The 17,353-nt window shown below is 64.1% G+C and carries 12 protein-coding genes; 7 read left to right on the top strand and 5 right to left on the bottom strand.

Annotation, left to right across the window (positions count from 1 at the left end; all coding sequences use genetic code 11):
• Window positions 1-56: 56 nt before the first annotated feature.
• A complete protein-coding gene (locus ISP25_RS19965) occupies window positions 57-1,256 on the top strand; it encodes an amino acid deaminase (RefSeq protein WP_404616142.1) in 1,200 nt (399 codons plus the stop codon).
• 172 nt (window positions 1,257-1,428) lie between these two features.
• Here ISP25_RS19965 and ISP25_RS19960 read toward each other — a convergent pair whose 3' ends face one another.
• Window positions 1,429-2,700 carry an MFS transporter gene (locus ISP25_RS19960; RefSeq protein WP_404616350.1) on the bottom strand — a complete coding sequence of 424 codons (1,272 nt, stop codon included), beginning with the start codon at window positions 2,698-2,700 and terminating at the stop codon, window positions 1,429-1,431.
• Window positions 2,701-2,791: 91 nt separating this feature from the next.
• Entirely contained in the window at window positions 2,792-3,805 is a 1,014-nt protein-coding gene (locus tag ISP25_RS19955) for a LacI family DNA-binding transcriptional regulator (protein ID WP_192156238.1), read from the bottom strand.
• Window positions 3,806-4,248: 443 nt separating this feature from the next.
• On the opposite strand from ISP25_RS19955, the gene ISP25_RS19950 reads away from it, so the two are divergent.
• The 6 genes from ISP25_RS19950 to ISP25_RS19925 all read left to right on the top strand — a co-directional run bounded on the left by ISP25_RS19950 (window position 4,249) and on the right by ISP25_RS19925 (window position 14,583).
• A complete protein-coding gene (locus ISP25_RS19950; protein ID WP_404616141.1) occupies window positions 4,249-7,503 on the top strand; it encodes a TonB-dependent receptor in 3,255 nt (1,084 codons plus the stop codon).
• A 188-nt stretch (window positions 7,504-7,691) separates the two neighbouring features.
• A complete protein-coding gene (locus ISP25_RS19945) occupies window positions 7,692-8,909 on the top strand; it encodes a hypothetical protein (protein WP_404616140.1) in 1,218 nt (405 codons plus the stop codon).
• Window positions 8,910-9,019: 110 nt separating this feature from the next.
• A complete protein-coding gene (locus ISP25_RS19940; RefSeq protein ID WP_404616139.1) occupies window positions 9,020-11,287 on the top strand; it encodes a beta-glucosidase in 2,268 nt (755 codons plus the stop codon).
• A gap of 176 nt (window positions 11,288-11,463) precedes the next feature.
• Window positions 11,464-12,138, top strand: a complete 675-nt coding sequence (locus tag ISP25_RS19935) for a hypothetical protein (RefSeq protein WP_404616138.1) — start codon at window positions 11,464-11,466, stop codon at window positions 12,136-12,138.
• Window positions 12,139-12,453: 315 nt separating this feature from the next.
• The gene (locus ISP25_RS19930; RefSeq protein ID WP_404616137.1) at window positions 12,454-13,431 is read left to right on the top strand and encodes an alpha/beta fold hydrolase; all 978 of its coding nucleotides are present in this window, start codon (window positions 12,454-12,456) and stop codon (window positions 13,429-13,431) included.
• Window positions 13,432-14,202: 771 nt separating this feature from the next.
• Complete coding sequence (locus tag ISP25_RS19925) at window positions 14,203-14,583, top strand: VOC family protein (RefSeq protein ID WP_404616136.1); 381 nt, start codon at window positions 14,203-14,205, stop codon at window positions 14,581-14,583.
• A gap of 201 nt (window positions 14,584-14,784) precedes the next feature.
• Here the strand turns inward: ISP25_RS19925 and ISP25_RS19920 are convergent, their stop codons facing one another.
• The 3 genes from ISP25_RS19920 to ISP25_RS19910 form a co-directional block, all read right to left on the bottom strand.
• Complete coding sequence (locus ISP25_RS19920) at window positions 14,785-15,225, bottom strand: MarR family winged helix-turn-helix transcriptional regulator (RefSeq protein ID WP_404616135.1); 441 nt, start codon at window positions 15,223-15,225, stop codon at window positions 14,785-14,787.
• Window positions 15,222-16,664: an MFS transporter gene (locus tag ISP25_RS19915; RefSeq protein ID WP_404616134.1), complete on the bottom strand. Its 1,443-nt coding sequence runs from the start codon at window positions 16,662-16,664 to the stop codon at window positions 15,222-15,224. The genes ISP25_RS19920 and ISP25_RS19915 overlap by 4 nt, the downstream gene beginning before the upstream one ends.
• A 129-nt stretch (window positions 16,665-16,793) precedes the next feature.
• A complete protein-coding gene (locus tag ISP25_RS19910; protein WP_192156257.1) occupies window positions 16,794-17,327 on the bottom strand; it encodes a dihydrofolate reductase family protein in 534 nt (177 codons plus the stop codon).
• Window positions 17,328-17,353 lie beyond the last annotated feature (26 nt).

Raw genomic sequence — 17,353 nt, 5'->3', positions numbered from 1 at the left:
CGCCATTCCGCATGCGGCAAAACTGGCGCACTCCCAGAGATGACCAGAACGACTCCATGGCTCCCTATATGTCGCAACTCGAGAAAGGCAGCCCCATCACCGGCCAGTCGTTGCTTGAAGACACAAGCCTGCCGGCTGCGGCCATCCTCGAATCGGCGCTGGCCAACAACATCGCGTGGATGCAGCGCTTCGCCGACGACCATGGCGCGCAACTCGCGCCGCACGGCAAGACCACGATGACGCCGGCGCTGTTCCGACGCCAGCTCGATGCCGGCGCCTGGGGTATCACGCTGGCCAACGCCGTGCAGTGCGCAGCGGCCTTTGAACATGGCATCACGCGCCTGCTGATGGCCAACCAGCTGGTTGGCTCGCCCAACATGGCAATCATCGCCAGCCTTGTCGAACGCGGCGCGGACTACTGCTGCCTGGTCGACAGCGCGGCGAATGTCGAAGCCTTGAACCGCTTTTTCGCGGAACGCGGCCTGACCCTGCAGGTGTTGGTCGAACTCGGCGTACCCGGCGGCCGTTGCGGGGTACGCGACGCATCCGCACTGGCGGCGCTGGTCGATGCCATCGCGGCCGCGCCGGCAATCACGCTCTGCGGCATCGAAGGCTACGAGGGACTGATCGGCGGCGAGCATGCCGTGGAACGCGTCCGCACCTACGCCGGTCAGCTCGTCGCCACCTTGCGCGGACTCATGGATGCGGGTGCGTTTGGCGGCCGCAAGCCGATCGTCACCGCGGCCGGTTCGCAGTGGTTCGACCTGATCGCCGAAGCGTTCGACCAGGCGGATCTGCGCGAGCACTGCACGAGCATCCTGCGGCCGGGCTGTTATGTCGTCCACGACCATCGCTCGTACCGCGACGCACTGGCCGAAGTGAAGGAACGCCATCCTGAACTCGAAGGCGGACTGCAGCCGGCCCTGGCCGTGTTCGCCCACGTGCAGTCGCTGCCCGAACCCGGCCTGGCGGTGATCGCCATGGGCAAGCGCGACATCTCCTGCGACCCCGATCTGCCGATCCCGCTGCAACGCCACCGCCCTGGCGAACCAGCGCGCCCGCTGCAGGATTGCGCGACCCGCAAGGTGATGGACCAGCACACCATGCTGGCGATCCCGGCCCAGTCCGACCTGCGTATCGGCGACGTCGTCTCGTTCGGCGCCTCGCATCCCTGTCTGACGTTCGACAAGTGGCGGCAGATCCTGCGTGTCGACGACGAACTGCGCGTGCTGGAAGCAATGCCGACGTTCTTCTGATATCCGGATGCGGGAACTCCAAAGTCCACGCCAGCTTGTTGTCGCCCGTCCCGACGCCCATCGCACCCGCGATGCGGCCGCGGAAACCACGTATCGCCATTGAGGCGATCGACCCGGCTTTTCAACGCCAACCCGGTCATGGACAAGCGAGGGACCTGGATCTGGCTCTCGCTTAACGTACTCCGCGTACCGGCAGGATGGCCCACGCACCCAGCGCCACGAAGACCGCCGCCGCGACGAACAGCGTCGCATAGCTCCCGCCGCTCAGGGACAAGATGCCCGGGGCAATTGCCGGCATCAGCGACTGCGGCAGGACACTGGCGATGTTGAAGATGCCCAGATTCCTGGCCGCATGGGTTTCGCGCTCCGGCAACACATCGTTCACCAGCGCGAGATCGGCGGCCAGATATACGCCCTGCGCGATGCCGGCCACGGCCATGCCCGCAAGGAACCAGGGATACGACGCGGCGAAGGCGATCACCAACAGAGCCAGCGCATAGGCGAGCGCCCCGCCGCACACGAAAACCTTGCGCCGCCCGAGGGCGTCGGACAGGCCGCCTCCCAGAATGCTGAAGACAGCAACCGTGCAGGACTGCACCAGGGTGGACAGGAAGATCCAGCGCGGCACATCGGCCGGCGCGCAACCCAGTTGACGGATCAGGTAGAACTCCTGGTAGGTCATCAACAGTGCGACCCCGGCGTAGAGCAGGAAGCGGCTGTTCCAGGTCCAGGCGAAATCGGGGAAGCGCAGCGGATTGATCCAGAAGCTGCCGAGGAATTCGCGCCATCCGTAGCGTGGCCGTTGCGCCTCGGCCAAGCGGTGGTCAGGCAATGCCCAAGCCAGGATGAGCGCGCCGGCCAGGGCGACCGCAGCCGGCACCAGGAAAGTCGCGAGCGTGGAATCGGCGAGCGCCTCGACCAGGAAGGTGCCGCCCGCCATGCCCAGCGGCAAGCTGATGTTCACGATGCCCGACACCGTGCCCCGCTGCGACGCCGGGATCTGGTCCGAAAGGATCGCCGCCAGCGCGGCCAGCTGCGCGTTGTAAGCGAGCTGCGCGACGCACCAGCCCAGCAGCAGCTGCGGGACCGACGCGGCCGTCGCGATGATCGCCAATCCCGCCATTCCCCCCAGCGCGCCGGCAACCAGCCACGGCCGGCGCATGCCGAAGCGCGAGGTCGTGCGATCCGACAGGCGGCCGAAAAACGGATTGCCGAACAGCGCCATCAAGGCGCCCACGCCCACCACCAGCGACAGGCTGCCGGTCGCGTGCGCTGGCGCGATCTCGCGCACGCGCATCGCCAGACCCACCAGGATGGGCGGAAGCAGGGCCATCCACAGCCCCATGTACGCCAGGCCATAGATCAGGATGAACGGCCAGCCGGCACGGCGTGCGTACGGCGCCGCAACCGCATGCGCGCGCGCTTGCGGGGGAAGCCAACGCATTGCGGCTTCAGCCTTGTCGTCGGTCACCTTCGTCGCCCCATGGATCCGCGTGCCAGGCGTAGTCGAACCCGACGCCGGCAACGAACGAATACTACGGTTTCCCGGGCGACGCGGTGGATCCGCGCAATTCCATCTGGTAGGGCACGCGCGCCTGCTGGCGAGCAGCGGGGTCGCGGATCGATTGCAATACGCTCTCGACAGCGAGGCAGCCAAGCTCGCGACACGGCTGGTGCACCGTCGTCAGGCTGGGCGAGATCAGCTGCGATACCGGCGTGCCGTCGAATCCGCAGACCGACAGGTCGGCGGGAATGGCCAGTCCGCGATCGTAGGCTTCGCGCATCACGCCGCAGGCCATGTCGTCGTTCGCCGCAAAGATCGCCGTGGGCGGACGCCGGCGGTCGAGCAGCCATTTGGCGCCGGCCACACCCGAAGCGAAGGCGAAATCCCCTTCCGCCACCAGCGACTCGTCGTACGCAATGCCGGCCTTGCGCAGCGCGTCGCGATAGCCGCTAAGCCGCCAGGTACGCGCACCGTGCCCCGGCAGCCCGGCGATATGCCCTATCCGCCGGTGCCCCAGCGAGATCAGGTGTTCGACGATCTCGGCGGCCGCCCTGCGCTCGTCGAAACCGACATCAATGCGCGACTGGCGCAATTTGGAGGAAATCGTCGAATAGGGAATGTCCAGCTCGTCGAGGCGCTGCAGCAGCTTGGCGTTGTTTGCATGCGGCGGCACCAGCACCAGCGCGTCCGGCCGGTGCTGCGCCACGAAGCCGTCGATCCGTGCGGCCAGATCGTCGCCCGCGTCGAAGGGATGCAGCACGGCGTTGTACGGCGTTCCCTTGCACGCCTGCAGCACGCCCACGATCAATTCCATGGTATAGCTGGAACCGGCCATCGGGTTGTCGTACAGCAGTGCGACCAGATGCGAACGATTCCCCGCAAGGCTGCGCGCGGACGCGTTGGGCACGTAGTTGAGCGCGCGGATCGAAGCCTCGATCCGCGTGCGCAGCGTGGCACGCACGCTCGGTTGGCCGTTGAGCACGCGGGATACCGTCTTGGTGGATACGCCGGCATGCGCAGCGACGTCTTCGATTCTCGCAGGCATGTGCAGATACCGCCCCTGTGTGGCTTGCAGCGCTCCATGCTACCCCAAGCCGACGGCCCGCAGTCATCCGGATTCCGCCCATTTCGTCCAAAAGTACCAGCGCTGGTATTTTCTATTGACAGCGCTGGTACTTTTGACTAGCTTGCGAAACGCGCTAGAGCCCGTGCGCCACGGAACGTAAGTGCAAGAGGGAAAGGGGAAGGTGTTCAGCCGGCGATCGCCGCGACGTGCCGCAGCAATTGCGCTGTCGCACGCATTCGCGAATGCGACCGCTCCCCGCTTGGCCGCAACGGCCGCCGTGGCATGCAGGCTTGATCCGGTTTGCCGACCAGCGGCCGAAGGCGAAGCGGCCTGAATTCCGGGCCGCAGGCGGAACACGCCGGGCAGCGAGGGGACGAACACGCGCCGGCCGGACATTCACTGAACATTGGGGAGATATCGAAGTGAAGAAGCAGTCCATGCATTCGCATGCAGGCAACGTCAACCAACTGCGCCTGCTGCCTTTCGCGATCGCGGCGACCTTGTTTGCGGCTGGCCCATCGCACGCGCAAGCCACACAGCCCGCGCCGCAGACCACCGACCAGACCGCGCCCACCGCCCCTGCCGCGGCGAAGGACGCCAAGACTGCGGACAAGAAGAAGGACGCCACCACGACGGCCAGCGAAAAGGAAGCGAAGCAACTCACCGGCATGACCGTCAACGGTTACTCGGGCAGCTTGAACCGCGCACAGGAAATTAAGCGTTATGCCGACACGGTGGTCGATGCGATCTCGGCGCAGGACGCCGGCTCCCTGCCCGACACCTCGGTCACCGAGGCGTTGCAGCGCGTACCGGGCGTGGCCGTGAGCGCCTTCGGCGTCGCGGCCGACCCGGATCACTTCTCCATCCAGGGTTCCGACATCAGCCTGCAAGGCCTGCCCTACACCAGCACGCTGTTCAACGGCCGCTCGGTGTTTTCCGCCGGCGGCGGCCAGGGGCTGAACTTCTCCACGGTGTCGCCGGAGCTGATCGGTTCGGTGGTGGTGAGCAAGAACCAGACGGCGGACATGCTCGAAGGCGGCATCGCCGGCTCGATCGATCTCAATACGCGCAAACCCTTCGACAGCAGCAAGGACACGCAGGCCTCCATCACGGTCGGCAATTACTGGGGCAGCCTCGACAAGAAGGGCACGCCGCAGATCTCCGGCCTGCTCAGCCACAACTGGGACACCGACATCGGCCGTTTCGGCGTGCTGGGCAACATCGCCTACGACCGCATCGACCAGGCCGACAACGCGATCTCGCTGGTCGATTTCCAGCGACGCTGCAACGGCTGCACGCTGCCGGGCTCGCGCAACGACGACTTCCCCGGCCTGGCGCCCGGCCAATACGCCTACGTGCCGATCGGCGGCGACCTGCGTACCCAGGACGAAACCAGCACGCGCTTCGGCAGCGTGTTCGCGGCGCAGTGGGAAAGCCCGGACAAGGCCTTGCAGGCCACGCTGGAATGGGATCGCGCTTCGGACACGGAAACCGCCTACGAGCACACCCTGCAGGCTTCCACGGACGGTTGCGCCTGGTCGGATCCCAACCAGTGCGACATCCCGCTGGCAGGCACCTACCCCACGTTCAATTCGCAGGGCGTGTTCCAGTCGGGCATCGTCACGGCGTTGCCCAGTGCGTACAACTACCCGTCTACGTACGGCGGCCTGCCGACGCAGCTCGACAGCACGGCATACCGCAACCGCTACGTCACCAACGACTACAGCTTCAACCTGAAGTGGAACGTCACCGACCGGTTGCACCTGAGCGCCGATGCGCAGGACACCAATTCCACCTACGACAACTTCTATTACTACATCCGCCAGTTGACCATGGCGAACTGGGACATTGCCTTGCACGGCAACAACGTGCCCAGCATCAGCATTCTCTCGCCGGACCCCAACGAAACGACGGCGCAGTACTTCGGCAATCCCAACAACACCTACTGGGCGGCGGCGCAGGACCACGAGGAGCATTCCTGGGGCAACCAGCGCACCTTCCGCCTGGACGGCACCTTCGACATCGACAAGGGTTTCCTGGACAACCTCCAGTTCGGCGTCCGCCACTCCGACCAGAGCGAGGTGGTGCAGAACTCGGATTACAACTACGAGGCCGTCAGCTCGCCGAGCCCGGGGATCAGTGTGGTGACCGCGGCCAACACGCCCGGCGACGTCGCCCCATACAACGTCAACCTGCCGGCCTTCAGCGGCGGCAACTTCGGCATCGTCGCGCCCTACTTCAACCTGAATCCGCTCACGCAGTTCCAGCAAGCGGCCAGCGTGATGCAGCAGATCAACCAGCAATGGTTCGCGATGAATCCCGGCATGGCCGGCGGCCCGTACTACACCAACTTCCAGCGCGAGCAGTACGTGGCAGGCGACGTCTTCGTGCCGGGCACGTATTACCTGCCGCAGGAAATCGCCTCCAACGAGGAAAAGACCAACGCCGCCTACCTGCGCCTGAACTTCGGCAACGACAACACCGATTTCCTCAGCAGCATCCAGATCAGCGGCAACATCGGCCTGCGCTACGTGCATACGCAGGACGAGGCCTCGGGCTTCCTGCTGTTGCCGAACATGAATCAGACGCTCAATGGCAAGACCATCGCGGAGTATTGCCAGCAGAGCGCGAGCGGCCCGGCGCCGCAGCCGGGCACGTTCTGCGCGCTGACACCCGCGCAGCAACAGCAGTACGTGAGCTTCGCCAACGGCGCGTACACGCCGATCACCGCCAGCCATTCCTACGGCAACTGGCTGCCCAGCTTCAACCTGGCGATCGGCTGGACCAGTGACCTCGTCACCCGCTTCGCGTTCTCCGAGTCGATCTACCGGCCGACGCTCAACCAGTTGCAGGCCGGGCAGACGATCAGCGGGCTGTTGCCCTACGGCACCAACGGCAGCACGGCACCGACCCTGTCGAATGGCTATACCGGCGCGAACCCCTACCTCACGCCCATCACGGCGCACAACTTCGACCTGACCCAGGAGTGGTATTTCGGCAACGTCGGCTCGCTGTCCGGCACGCTGTTCTGGAAGCAGTTGAACAACACCATCCAGTACATCACCAACGTGGTCGACACCACGGTGACGAACAATGGCGTGAGCTTCCCGGAGCAGTACACGGCGGGCCTCGCCAACCTCGACCAGAAGGGCAGCGTGGGCGGCCTGGAACTGGCCTACCAGCAGAAATATGACTTCCTGCCCGGCTGGCTGTCCGGTTTCGGCACGCAGATGAACTACACCTACATCAAGCCGCACGGGCTGGGTTTCGGCGTGGTCGACTACTGCCCCTCCGGCTACGTGGCACCCACGCAGTGCGTCAATCAGCTCAAGCTGCCGCCGTCCGAACTGTCCCGCGACACCTACAATTTCACCGTGTATTACGAGAAGGGCCCGCTGTCCGCACGTCTCGCCTACAACTGGCGCTCGGCCTTCCTGATCACGGGCCAGGAGGCGGACTATCCGTTCCTGCCGGTGATGGCCGATTCGCAGGGCCAGCTGGACGCTTCGCTGATCTATGCGCTCAACGACCACGTCAAGATCTCGCTGCAGGCGGCCAACATCCTGAACTCCACGTTCAAGACCAGCGAAATCGTAAATACGGACGGCCTGGAAGTACCCAAGGGCTTCTTCCGCGACGACACCCGCTACAACCTCAGCTTGCGCGCAAGCTTCTGACGAAGCGCGCCCGGCAAGCCCCGTCATGGCGCACGCCCAGGCATGCGCCATGACGACGGGATCAAACAGCAGCGCGGCTGCGCCCCTCCGCTTGGGTCAACATGGCGATCATCGAATTCGTTGCAACCGGATCCGACCAGGCACGGCGACGCTGGCTGGCCGGGAGCGCCGCCTGCCTGACGCTTGCCATGTCTTCGATATCGCCCGCCCGCGCGGAAGCTGCGGCGCCGACGCCAGCCGCGGGCGCAGGTTCTCCGGCCGCACGGATCGAGTCTCTCGCGCGCGCCGGTTGCGATGCCATCGCTGCGCGCGTGGATGCGCTGCCGGGCAACACCCCGGTACTGCTGCGCAGTTACGACAGCCGGCGCGGGCAAGGTGCCCCGGCCCTTTCGCCCATCCGCACGGCGGCGTTCACCTATGACAACGCGCTTGCCGTCGTCGCCCTGCTCGCATGCCACAGGCAGCCGGAGGCGGAACGCATCGGCGAGGCATTGCGCCTCGCCGCAGTGAACGACACGCGCCTGCGCGATGCGTATCGCGCCGGTCCCGTCGAAGGCGACAAGCCCTTGCCGAATGGATGGTGGGACGCCCGGCAGAAGCACTGGGTCGACGCTGCGCACCAATACGCCGGCGCGTATCAGGATGGCACATCGTGCGGAAACATCGCATGGACTGCGTTGGCACTTCTGGCACTGCATGACGCCACCGGCGAAGTGCGCTGGCGCGATGCCGCCGTGCATCTTGCCGACTGGGTTGTCGTCCACGCTGCGGACCCGCACGGCGCGGCTGGATTCTATGGCGGCGTCGAGTCCTTCCTGCTGGTGCCGCGGCAGGCGGCGTGGAAATCGACCGAGCACAACATCGATCTTGCCGCGATGTTCGAATGGCTGCAGCGGATCTCCGCACCGGGAAACGACTGGAACGCGCAGGCACGCAACGCCCGCGATTTTGTGGCTGCACAGTGGGATGCCGCGAGCGGACATTTCTGGACGGGCACCGAGGGCGATGGCGCGACGCCGCTGCGCTCACCCTCCGCCCTCGACGTGCAACTCTGGGCGCAACTGCTGCCGGAAGCGCCGAAGACGTGGCGGCGCGCGCTGGCCTGGGTCGAGCGCATGCATGCCGTCGAAGGCGGCTTCGATTTCACCGACGTCCGCGACGGGATATGGACGGAAGGCACCGCGCAGGCCGCGCTCACCTACCGCTGGACCGGCGACGAAGCCAAGGCGGACGTGCTGCTTGCGTTGGTCGCGCGACAAACCTCATCGGGCGGCTTCTTGTACGCCACGCCAAAGCCGCGCATCACCGCGCTGTATTCCTACTACTACCACCGGCCGTGCCTCGCCGCGACGGCATGGGCCGTGATCGCCGCGTCCAATCGCAATCCGTATCTGCCAAAACCATGAGCTTGCCGTCCATGGGCGGGCGCGCCGGAAATCGTGCACCATGCCTGTCGTCCCGCACCTGCGATGCGCATGCTTCCAACCTGATTTTTTTGCAACCCGAAGGGAACGTCATGGCACTTCACAAGACTCGCATAGCCTCCTTCATCGGCATGGCGCTGCTGGCATTCGGCGGCACCTGCACGGCGGCGACCGCAGGCAGCGACGCGCGCCCGTGGATGAATCCCCGCCTGTCGCCCGACCAGCGGGTCGAGCTGGTGCTGAAGGCGATGACGCAGGACGAGAAGTTCCGCCTGATCCGCGTCGATTTCGGCGACACCGAGAACGGCCACGTCATGGCTCCGGGCGCATTGGGGTCCGCCGGCTACGGCCCGGCGATCGCGCGTCTGGGCCTCCCCGACATCCAGGAAAGCGATGCCGGACTCGGCGTGGCCAAGCCGTTGAAGCTCGGTGCCACCGCGCTGCCTTCCGGCCTGGCGACGGCCGCCAGCTTCGACCCGACCGTGGCCTATGCCGGGGGCGCGATGATCGGCAGCGAGGCACATCGCCGCGGCTTCAACGTCATGCTGGCAGGCGGTGTGGACCTGGTGCGCGATCCGCGCAACGGCCGCAATTTCGAATACGCGGGCGAGGATCCGCTGCTGGCTGGCCAGATCGCCGGCAATGCCATCGCCGGCATCCAGAGCCAGCACCTCGTTTCCACCATCAAGCACTACGCGTTCAACGACCTCGAGACCAACCGCAACGCGGTAAGCGCGAACATCGACAAGGCCTCCGCCCGCGAGTCCGACCTGCTCGCCTTCGAGATCGCCATTGCGGCCGGCCATCCGGGCTCGGTGATGTGCTCCTACAACCGCGTCAATGCGGTCTACGCCTGCGAGAACGACTGGCTGCTCAACGACGTGCTGAAGCGCGATTGGCACTACCCCGGCTTCGTGATGTCGGACTGGGGCGCCGTACACAGCGCCGCTAAATCCGCGCTGGCCGGCCTGGACCAGGAATCGGCCGGCGAGACCTTCGACAAGGAGGTGTATTTCGACAAACCGCTGCGCGCCGCAGTGACTTCCGGCGAGGTGCCGCAGTCGCGCATCGACGACATGGCGCGGCGCATCCTGCGCAGCCTGTTCGCGACTGGCGCCATCGACCATCCGGCCAAGCAGGCAGCCATCGATTTCGGCGCCGACCGCAAGGTGGCGCAACGCGCCGAGGAAGCCGGCGCGGTACTGCTGCGCAACCAGGACGCACTGCTGCCGCTGTCCGCCACGCAGTCCGTGGCGGTGATCGGCGGTCACGCCGACAAGGGCGTGCTGACCGGCGGCGGTTCCTCGGCGGTGCAATCGCCGCAGGGCAATGCGGTGCCGGGCCTTGCGCCCGCCGACTGGCCGGGTCCGCGCATCTACCAGCCCTCCGCGCCGTTGGCGGCGATCAAGCAGCGTGCACGCGGCACGGTGAGCTACGCCAGCGGCGACGATATTGCCGCCGCCGCAAAGCTGGCTGCGCAAGCCAAGGTCGCGGTGGTATTCGTGGAGCAGTGGGCGGCGGAAAGTGTCGACACGCCGCACCTGACCCTGCCCGGCAACCAGGACGCGCTGGTCGAAGCCGTGGCCAAGGCCAACCCGCACACCATCGTGGTGCTGGAGAACAACGGCCCGGTGGCCATGCCCTGGCTGGCCAAGGTCGGCGCGGTGCTGGAAGCGTGGTACCCAGGCGCAGCCGGCGGCGAGGCCATCGCGCGCCTGCTCTACGGCGAAGTCGATCCGTCCGGTCGTCTGCCGCTGACCTGGCCGCGCGACGAATCGCAACTGCCACGCCCGGAAATCCCCGGCGCCGTGCTCACCTCCATGGGCCAGCCGCCGCAAGGCCAACCGGCACAGGACGTGGACTACAACGTCGAAGGCGCCGACGTGGGCTACCGCTGGTACCAGCGCAAGCATCTTGAGCCACTGTTCCCGTTCGGCTACGGCCTCGCCTACACGCACTTCGATTACAGCGGCTTCGCACCGCGCGTGGCGAACGGCAAGGTCAACGCTTCGTTCACCGTGACCAACCATGGCAAGCGCGCGGGCGTGGACGTGCCGCAGCTCTACGTCACCTTGCCCGGCCCGAACGAAGTGCGTCGATTGGCCGGCTGGTGCCGCGTCGACCTCAAACCCGGCCAGTCCGCACACCTGACGGTGACCGCCGATCCGCGCCTGCTGGTGGACTTCGACCGCAAGAGCCAGCACTGGCAACAGCCCGCAGGCGATTACCAGCTGCAGCTGGGGCATTCGGCGACGTCGTTCCAGGGCGATGGCAAGGTGGCGTTGCCAGCGGCGAGCTGGGCTGCGGATGCATCGCCGGCCGGGACGGCGCAGCCTTGCGTGGCAAGCGGCGCGCCCTGACGCGTATCTTCAACGCTTCTGGCAACTTTCAAGTTGCTAGCGAGCTCCTCAGGTCTGCCTATGGTTCAAGGCGGACTTTGTCTGTCGGACGTTAAAGTAAAGTTCGGAACAGAGATGCGCCTGTCGCTGATGAGCGTTGGGCGCATCATCGATGCGCGACCGAAGGGAAACGCCTCATGAAAAGAACGGACGTGGGTACGCTGACGCATTCGCGGCGACGGCAATGGGCATGGATGGGCGTCGTGGTCGCGAGCGCCCTGTTGGCGTCGACTGCCGCGTCGCAAGGCACAGATGGCGTAGCGAACACCTATTACCCAGGGCCTAACGTCACTTACACGAATGAGGCTCCGTACAAGCTATTGATCACAGTGTCGCGGCCGACGAACGACGACGCCGACGACCAATGGTTCGACTTCGTCCGGGCGGTTTTCCAGCGCCACGTATCGCCGACGGCATGGCCGGGCGCGTGGCCCGTGCTGGTCGGCCGCAGCGAAATGAGTGTGGGTTTGCGCGAGCGCGCAAACAACGTCTTCAAAGACTGGATTGCCGGCCGACGGCTGCAGCCTGGCGCCATCCTGGCCTTGGGCGGACCAAGCTCACGCGTCACCGCGGACACAATGATCAATAGCTTCAAGCACGCACCGCCAAACTGGGCCAAAGGCGCCACGCTCATGTTCATGGGGTCCGCCGCCGACAAGGATCGCGTCTTCGCGACACTCCGCCCGAGTGGCGCCACGTTGCGTTTCTTCGATCTGGACAGCGTGCAGACGGCTACCTTTGAGCGAATCATTCCCCGCGGCAAAGAGCCACCGTCGCCTGTGCCAACGCCGGCGCCGCCAAGATTGCACTGAGCATGATCGGAGCGAGCGATGCGACGCCATGTCGTCTGCAGGGCGCTCGCCATCCTGTGAAGGCACTGCCAGTGATCACGGTGGACGTCTTTCCGTTGGGCTGGTAAAGCGTGATCAGATACACCCGATGGGTCAAACTGTTACTGGCATAGGCATAAGCGCCCACATGCCGGCAAGAATCGAAACGTGCTGCCAAGCTTTGCTGAGGTAAAATGTCGGCGGTATCGGTCATGCCGAATTTGCAACCACAGGGGAAAGCAGATGGGCGTAAGGACGGGAGCTGTGACGGCTGGATTCAGCTGTCTAGCATTTTTCATGCTGTCAACCTCGCAAGCCAGCCCAGCAGAGCCGATCATTACCAACCCAGCCTATACAAAAGCAGTCCAGCTCGTCGACGTCGGCGGTGATCGTCGCCTCAATATCTACTGCCGTGGCACAGGTTCTCCCGCCGTCATTTTCGATTCCGGCTTGAGCGATACAAGCATCGCGTGGGCATTGGTGCAACCGGCAATCAGCAAGAAGAACGTGACCTGTTCATACGATCGTGCGGGCCTTGGGTTCAGTGACGCCGCTACACGACCAAGCACTGCTAGCAACGATGTCGATGACATTCACCGGGCGCTCAAGGTGATCGGCATAAGGCCACCTTACGTTTTGGTGGGGCATTCCGCTGGTGGCATGGCAGTACGTGTTTTCGCGGATCGTTACCGCGATGAAGTCGTCGGCATGGTTCTCGTAGATCCCTCACACGAGGACCAGACGAAACGCATAGATGCAATTAAGGCGACCGAAGGTCGGGCACCGAAGCACAATGGCCAGGTTGACCGGACTTGTCTGAATGCATTGGTTGGAGATGAGATTCCTAAAACCTCACCCGTCTACACGCAATGCGTGGGCGAACCTGACCCCCGCTACAGCCAGGCAATCAATGATGCGATGCTGGTATATGCCGCCAAGCGCAAATATCAGGAGGCGGTTGCGTCGGAGAGGCAGAGTTTCGGTGGTGCGAGCGCCGACCAGACCCGCGCAACCCGGCGGCACTTTGGTGACATGCCGATCATCGTGCTCAGCACCACTTACCCTCGCTGGAAGAAGTTCACCAAAGAGCAGTTCGATAAACGAAACGCTATGAAGCAGGAGCTACATCATGAGCTTGCAACCATGTCGACCCGCGGCGTCTATGAGTTTGTGCCGCAATCGAGCCATCTCGTAAGCTATGACAGACCTGATGCAGTGATTGACGCAATCAGACGAGTACTGGTTTCATCGGAGCCTACAAAGCCACAGCAGTGACACTCGCTGCAGGCTCTTGGCGACAAGCTGCTCGTTTCCAGGCGACTGTGCTGGGAAGCCGGTCTGGGTGGCGTATGAGAACCGATGAAGTTGATTACCTTAGATCAAGCCCACGCTTAGGGCAGATTGGCCGCTATGCAGCGGTAGTGGTTACGCTTTGAGCTGCTGCGTCAACCGATTGAATCCAAGACTCGACTCGGATAGCTCCACCCAACAACGGAAGGTTTGAAGATGCCACGATCTACGAAAATGCTTCGGTTGACTTTTCTCTTAAACCTCGCCGGTGTTATCGCGTATAGCTTGGGAAACGTTTCGTCTAACGACAAGGAATAGCGGCAGTGGTTTTTGGCAGGGATATTTTTATCAACAATCACACTTGCACTTGCGAACATGAGTGGAGAACGTAGTCTGGAGGACGCATCTCCACGCGTCGCGCGCATGATATTTGGCGTTTTTGTGTGTGGAATATTGGCGTGGGTCATGTTTGCGATGGGGCTATCTCGGCCTCGTCGTTACTAAAATACTAACGTACATCTTCGAATCATTGAGTTGGCGACAGGACGCCTCCGCTCCGGAAAATCCGCGGAATGTCGCCGGTCGCTTCGTGAATTTCTTGGAGACCGATAGCTTGCCCCTTGATCGGGTGAATCAGGGACTGGCAGAGATAGTGATGATATTGGCCAGACTTGGATTGCATGTGCTCGAAGCGCCACAGCCAGACATGATCGATATGGCAAGGATTGTGTTTCTCACCAAGAGGCAACCAAGCATATGCACCATTCCAGACTCTGTGCCGTGCTCATCGATTGCAATGTTCCCGATGTAGATAAGGCCGCGAGTTTCTGGGCCGAGGCATTGGGACGCGCCGTGGATCCTGATCATCCGGGTACGCGCGGCAACTACCGCATGCTGGAGACGCCACCCGACGAGCCCATCGTGCAAATTCAACGCGTCACCCACGAGAGCAGGGTGCACGTCGACATTGAGACGGATGACATTCCTGCAGAGGTGCTTCGTCTGGAAAAGCTGGGCGCCACGGTCGTCAGTCGCCTTGAACGTTGGGTGGTGATGCAGGCTCCCACCGGGCAACGATTCTGCGTGGTGCGTGTGCAACGCCCGGGATTTCCCAAGAACGCCAATCGCTGGGATTAGGTTTCTTGCCTGTCAGGTAAGCACATCGAGTCCCTATCGAAGGCACTGGCGATCTTTCTGCAGCCCTTGAGACATCCGCTGTCGCCCCGGGGCCTACATAAAGCCAGGTGAAAGACGGTTTGCGTCCGGGCATGCAGCGCCCACGCTTGAGTGGCGAAACAACTCACCACGTGTCATCTCTCGAAATCGGTGTCGCCGACTTCAGCGTTCGCTGCGATCAATCCGCTCCAGGATGCGGCGAAGATGTGCGAGGTCGGTCTTGGAGAGCGCCTGGAAGGCCGCCGGAGCGTCGTCGCGCACGGTGCTGTGGATCCGGTCGACGATCTGTCGTCCCGTACGTGTGAGTGACACCAGTTTCGCGCGCCGGCTTTCCGGGTGCGGCTGCCGCTCGACGAGGCCGCGGCCCTCCAGGTCGTTCACCGCCACCGTGGTGGCCGGCGCATCGCTGCCGGTGTCATCGGCGATCTGCTTAAGGGTCATGGGCGCCTCTTCCAGCCGCCACAGGATGCGCACGCGGCTGAAAGGCAGTCCGGTGGCCTCGCCCACTTTGCGCCGCCATTCACGGCGCGTTTCCCACACCAGATCGACCATCAACTGCCAGAGGGCATCGGCCTCGCTGCCACCGTTGGTGTGTCGGATCATGCGGTCGCTCCAGCCGGCGTTTCTTCCAGCAAGTGTGCCGCGTGGCGCGTCGTCTCGTGCGCCCAGCGCGTGCTGGACAGCCAACCGAGCAGCAACACGATGATCCCGCCGCCGGTGATGAGCCACCAGAAGGGATGCGACGCCTCGGCGAAACCTTCATGGATATGCGCGCCAAGGATGGTGCCGGCGAGCGCCACGCCGAGCGACGCGCCGATCTGCCGGCTGGTGGATGCCACGGCCGCGGCGAGACCGGCCTGCGCCTTGGGCATGCCGGATACCGCCGTATTGGTGATGGGTGCATTCACCATGCCGAAGCCGACGCCGAAGATAGCGTAGGTCAGCAAGAGCAGCGGCAACGGCGTCGTTGCCGTCAGCTGTGTCATCAGCAGCGCGCTGGCAATGGTGGCCATGCCGGAAACGAGCAAGGACGGTCGCGTCCCGTACGTGCCAATGAGTCTCCCGGAAAATGGCGAGCAGAGAATGGTTGCCAGGGCGAGCGGCAGCGTGCACAGGCCGGTGTGGAAGGCCGATAGCCCCCGCACTTCCTGCAGATAAAGCGCGTTGAGGAAGAGGAAGCCGGAGAACGCGGAGAAGCTGCACACCGCGATCAGGGTCGCGCCGCTGAAAGGTGCGCTCCTGAAAAAGCGCACATCGATCAGCGGTTCGCGACGGCGCGGCTCGTAGACGAGCAAGGCGACCAGCGAAAGCGCGGCCGCGGTGAAGAAGCCGATGATCGTCGTCGAGCCCCACCCCGCCTGGTGACCTTCGATGACCGCATAGGTCACGCTCGCCAGCAAAGCGAACACGAGCAGTTGCCCGACCGGATCGACGCGGCGCGGACGCGGCGCCTTCGATTCCGGGATGTAGCGCATCGCCAGCACCATCGCCGCGGCGCCCACAGGCAGGTTCACGCAGAAAATCGAACGCCAGCCGACGCTTTCGGTCAGTGCGCCACCGATCACGGGACCGATTGCCATCGACACGCCGGCCACCGCGCCCCAGATGCCGATGGCGCGCGCCCTGGCCTTGGGCTCGTGGAACGTGTTGGCGATGATCGACATGGCCACCGGGTTGAGCATCGTGGCACCCAGTGCCTGGACGATGCGGAACGCGACCAGTCCGTGGATGTTCGGTGCGACGCTGCACAGCAGCGAGCCGAGCATGAACAGCGCCATGCCCGAGAGGAACACGCGGCGCCGCCCGAAGCGATCGGCCATCGACCCGGCCAGCATGAGCAGGCTCGCTACCACCAGGGTGTAGGCATCGATCACCCATTGCAGCCCGGAGATCGAGGCAGCCAGATCGTGCCGGATCGAAGGCAGCGCGACGTTCACGATGGTGGCGTCCATGGCCACCATCAAAAGGCTCAGGCAGCAGATGCCGAGGATGAAGTTCGGGTGGGTTTCGGCCCGATGGCCGGCAGCAATAGTTGTATTCATTCAACTATTGTTTTTCAACAATTATTTTTAGTCAACTATTAAATCTGCGCCACGAGATGACCCGAGGCGCTGGCGACCCTCGCCTTCGCCCCGATCCTGATCAGCTGCACCGGCCTCGCCCGCGCGCGATCAGGCAGGAGCGTACGTCAACCGGATCACGTCACCGACGATCAAATCGCTGGCCACCAGACGCAAACGCGAGCGCCGACCGGCGAAGAACGGCTTGCCATGGCCAACCACGATGGGGTGCAGATAGATTCGATATTCATCGATGAGACCAAGCTCGGCCAGGCTCCGCGCCAGTTCCGAGCCGGCGACCTCGACTTCGCCGGCAAGCTCGGCCTTCAGTCGCCGCACCGCCGTCTCGACGTCAGCGGAAATGAGGGAGGCATTGGATCCGACCGACTCCAACGAGCGCGACACGACCCATTTCGGCTTGCGCTGCCATGCCGCCGCATAGTCGCGTTCGTCCGCGTCCCAATCGGGCGAGTCCTCGTCCCAATAACGCATGACTTCGTACATCCTGCTGCCGTACAGCATGCCCGTCAGGTTGCGCACTCGTTCCGTGAAGTGGCGAAAGAGCGCCGCATCGGGCGGCCCGAACGCTTGGTGGTCGATATAGCCATCCAGCGACTGGTTCATTTCGGTTACAAACTTCGCCATGAGAGACCCCGTGCGGACACCAAGGC

This window comes from Rhodanobacter hydrolyticus (assembly GCF_044904645.1).
The sequence above is the reverse complement of the archived record's forward strand: the minus strand, read 5'-3'. Positions and strand labels throughout refer to the sequence as shown.

Excerpts from the sequence above, each read along its gene's own strand:
- ISP25_RS19940 (WP_404616139.1), top strand. The coding sequence starts at position 9,020 with ATGGCACTTCACAAGACTCGCATAGCCTCCTTCATCGGCATGGCGCTG.
- ISP25_RS19965 (WP_404616142.1), top strand. The coding sequence starts at position 57 with ATGGCTCCCTATATGTCGCAACTCGAGAAAGGCAGCCCCATCACCGGC.
- ISP25_RS19915 (WP_404616134.1), bottom strand. The coding sequence starts at position 16,664 with ATGAATACAACTATTGCTGCCGGCCATCGGGCCGAAACCCACCCGAAC.
- ISP25_RS19930 (WP_404616137.1), top strand. The coding sequence starts at position 12,454 with ATGCTGTCAACCTCGCAAGCCAGCCCAGCAGAGCCGATCATTACCAAC.
- ISP25_RS19935 (WP_404616138.1), top strand. The coding sequence starts at position 11,464 with ATGAAAAGAACGGACGTGGGTACGCTGACGCATTCGCGGCGACGGCAA.
- ISP25_RS19955 (WP_192156238.1), bottom strand. The coding sequence starts at position 3,805 with ATGCCTGCGAGAATCGAAGACGTCGCTGCGCATGCCGGCGTATCCACC.
- ISP25_RS19910 (WP_192156257.1), bottom strand. The coding sequence starts at position 17,327 with ATGGCGAAGTTTGTAACCGAAATGAACCAGTCGCTGGATGGCTATATC.
- ISP25_RS19925 (WP_404616136.1), top strand. The coding sequence starts at position 14,203 with ATGCACCATTCCAGACTCTGTGCCGTGCTCATCGATTGCAATGTTCCC.
- ISP25_RS19920 (WP_404616135.1), bottom strand. The coding sequence starts at position 15,225 with ATGATCCGACACACCAACGGTGGCAGCGAGGCCGATGCCCTCTGGCAG.
- ISP25_RS19945 (WP_404616140.1), top strand. The coding sequence starts at position 7,692 with ATGTCTTCGATATCGCCCGCCCGCGCGGAAGCTGCGGCGCCGACGCCA.
- ISP25_RS19960 (WP_404616350.1), bottom strand. The coding sequence starts at position 2,700 with ATGCGTTGGCTTCCCCCGCAAGCGCGCGCGCATGCGGTTGCGGCGCCG.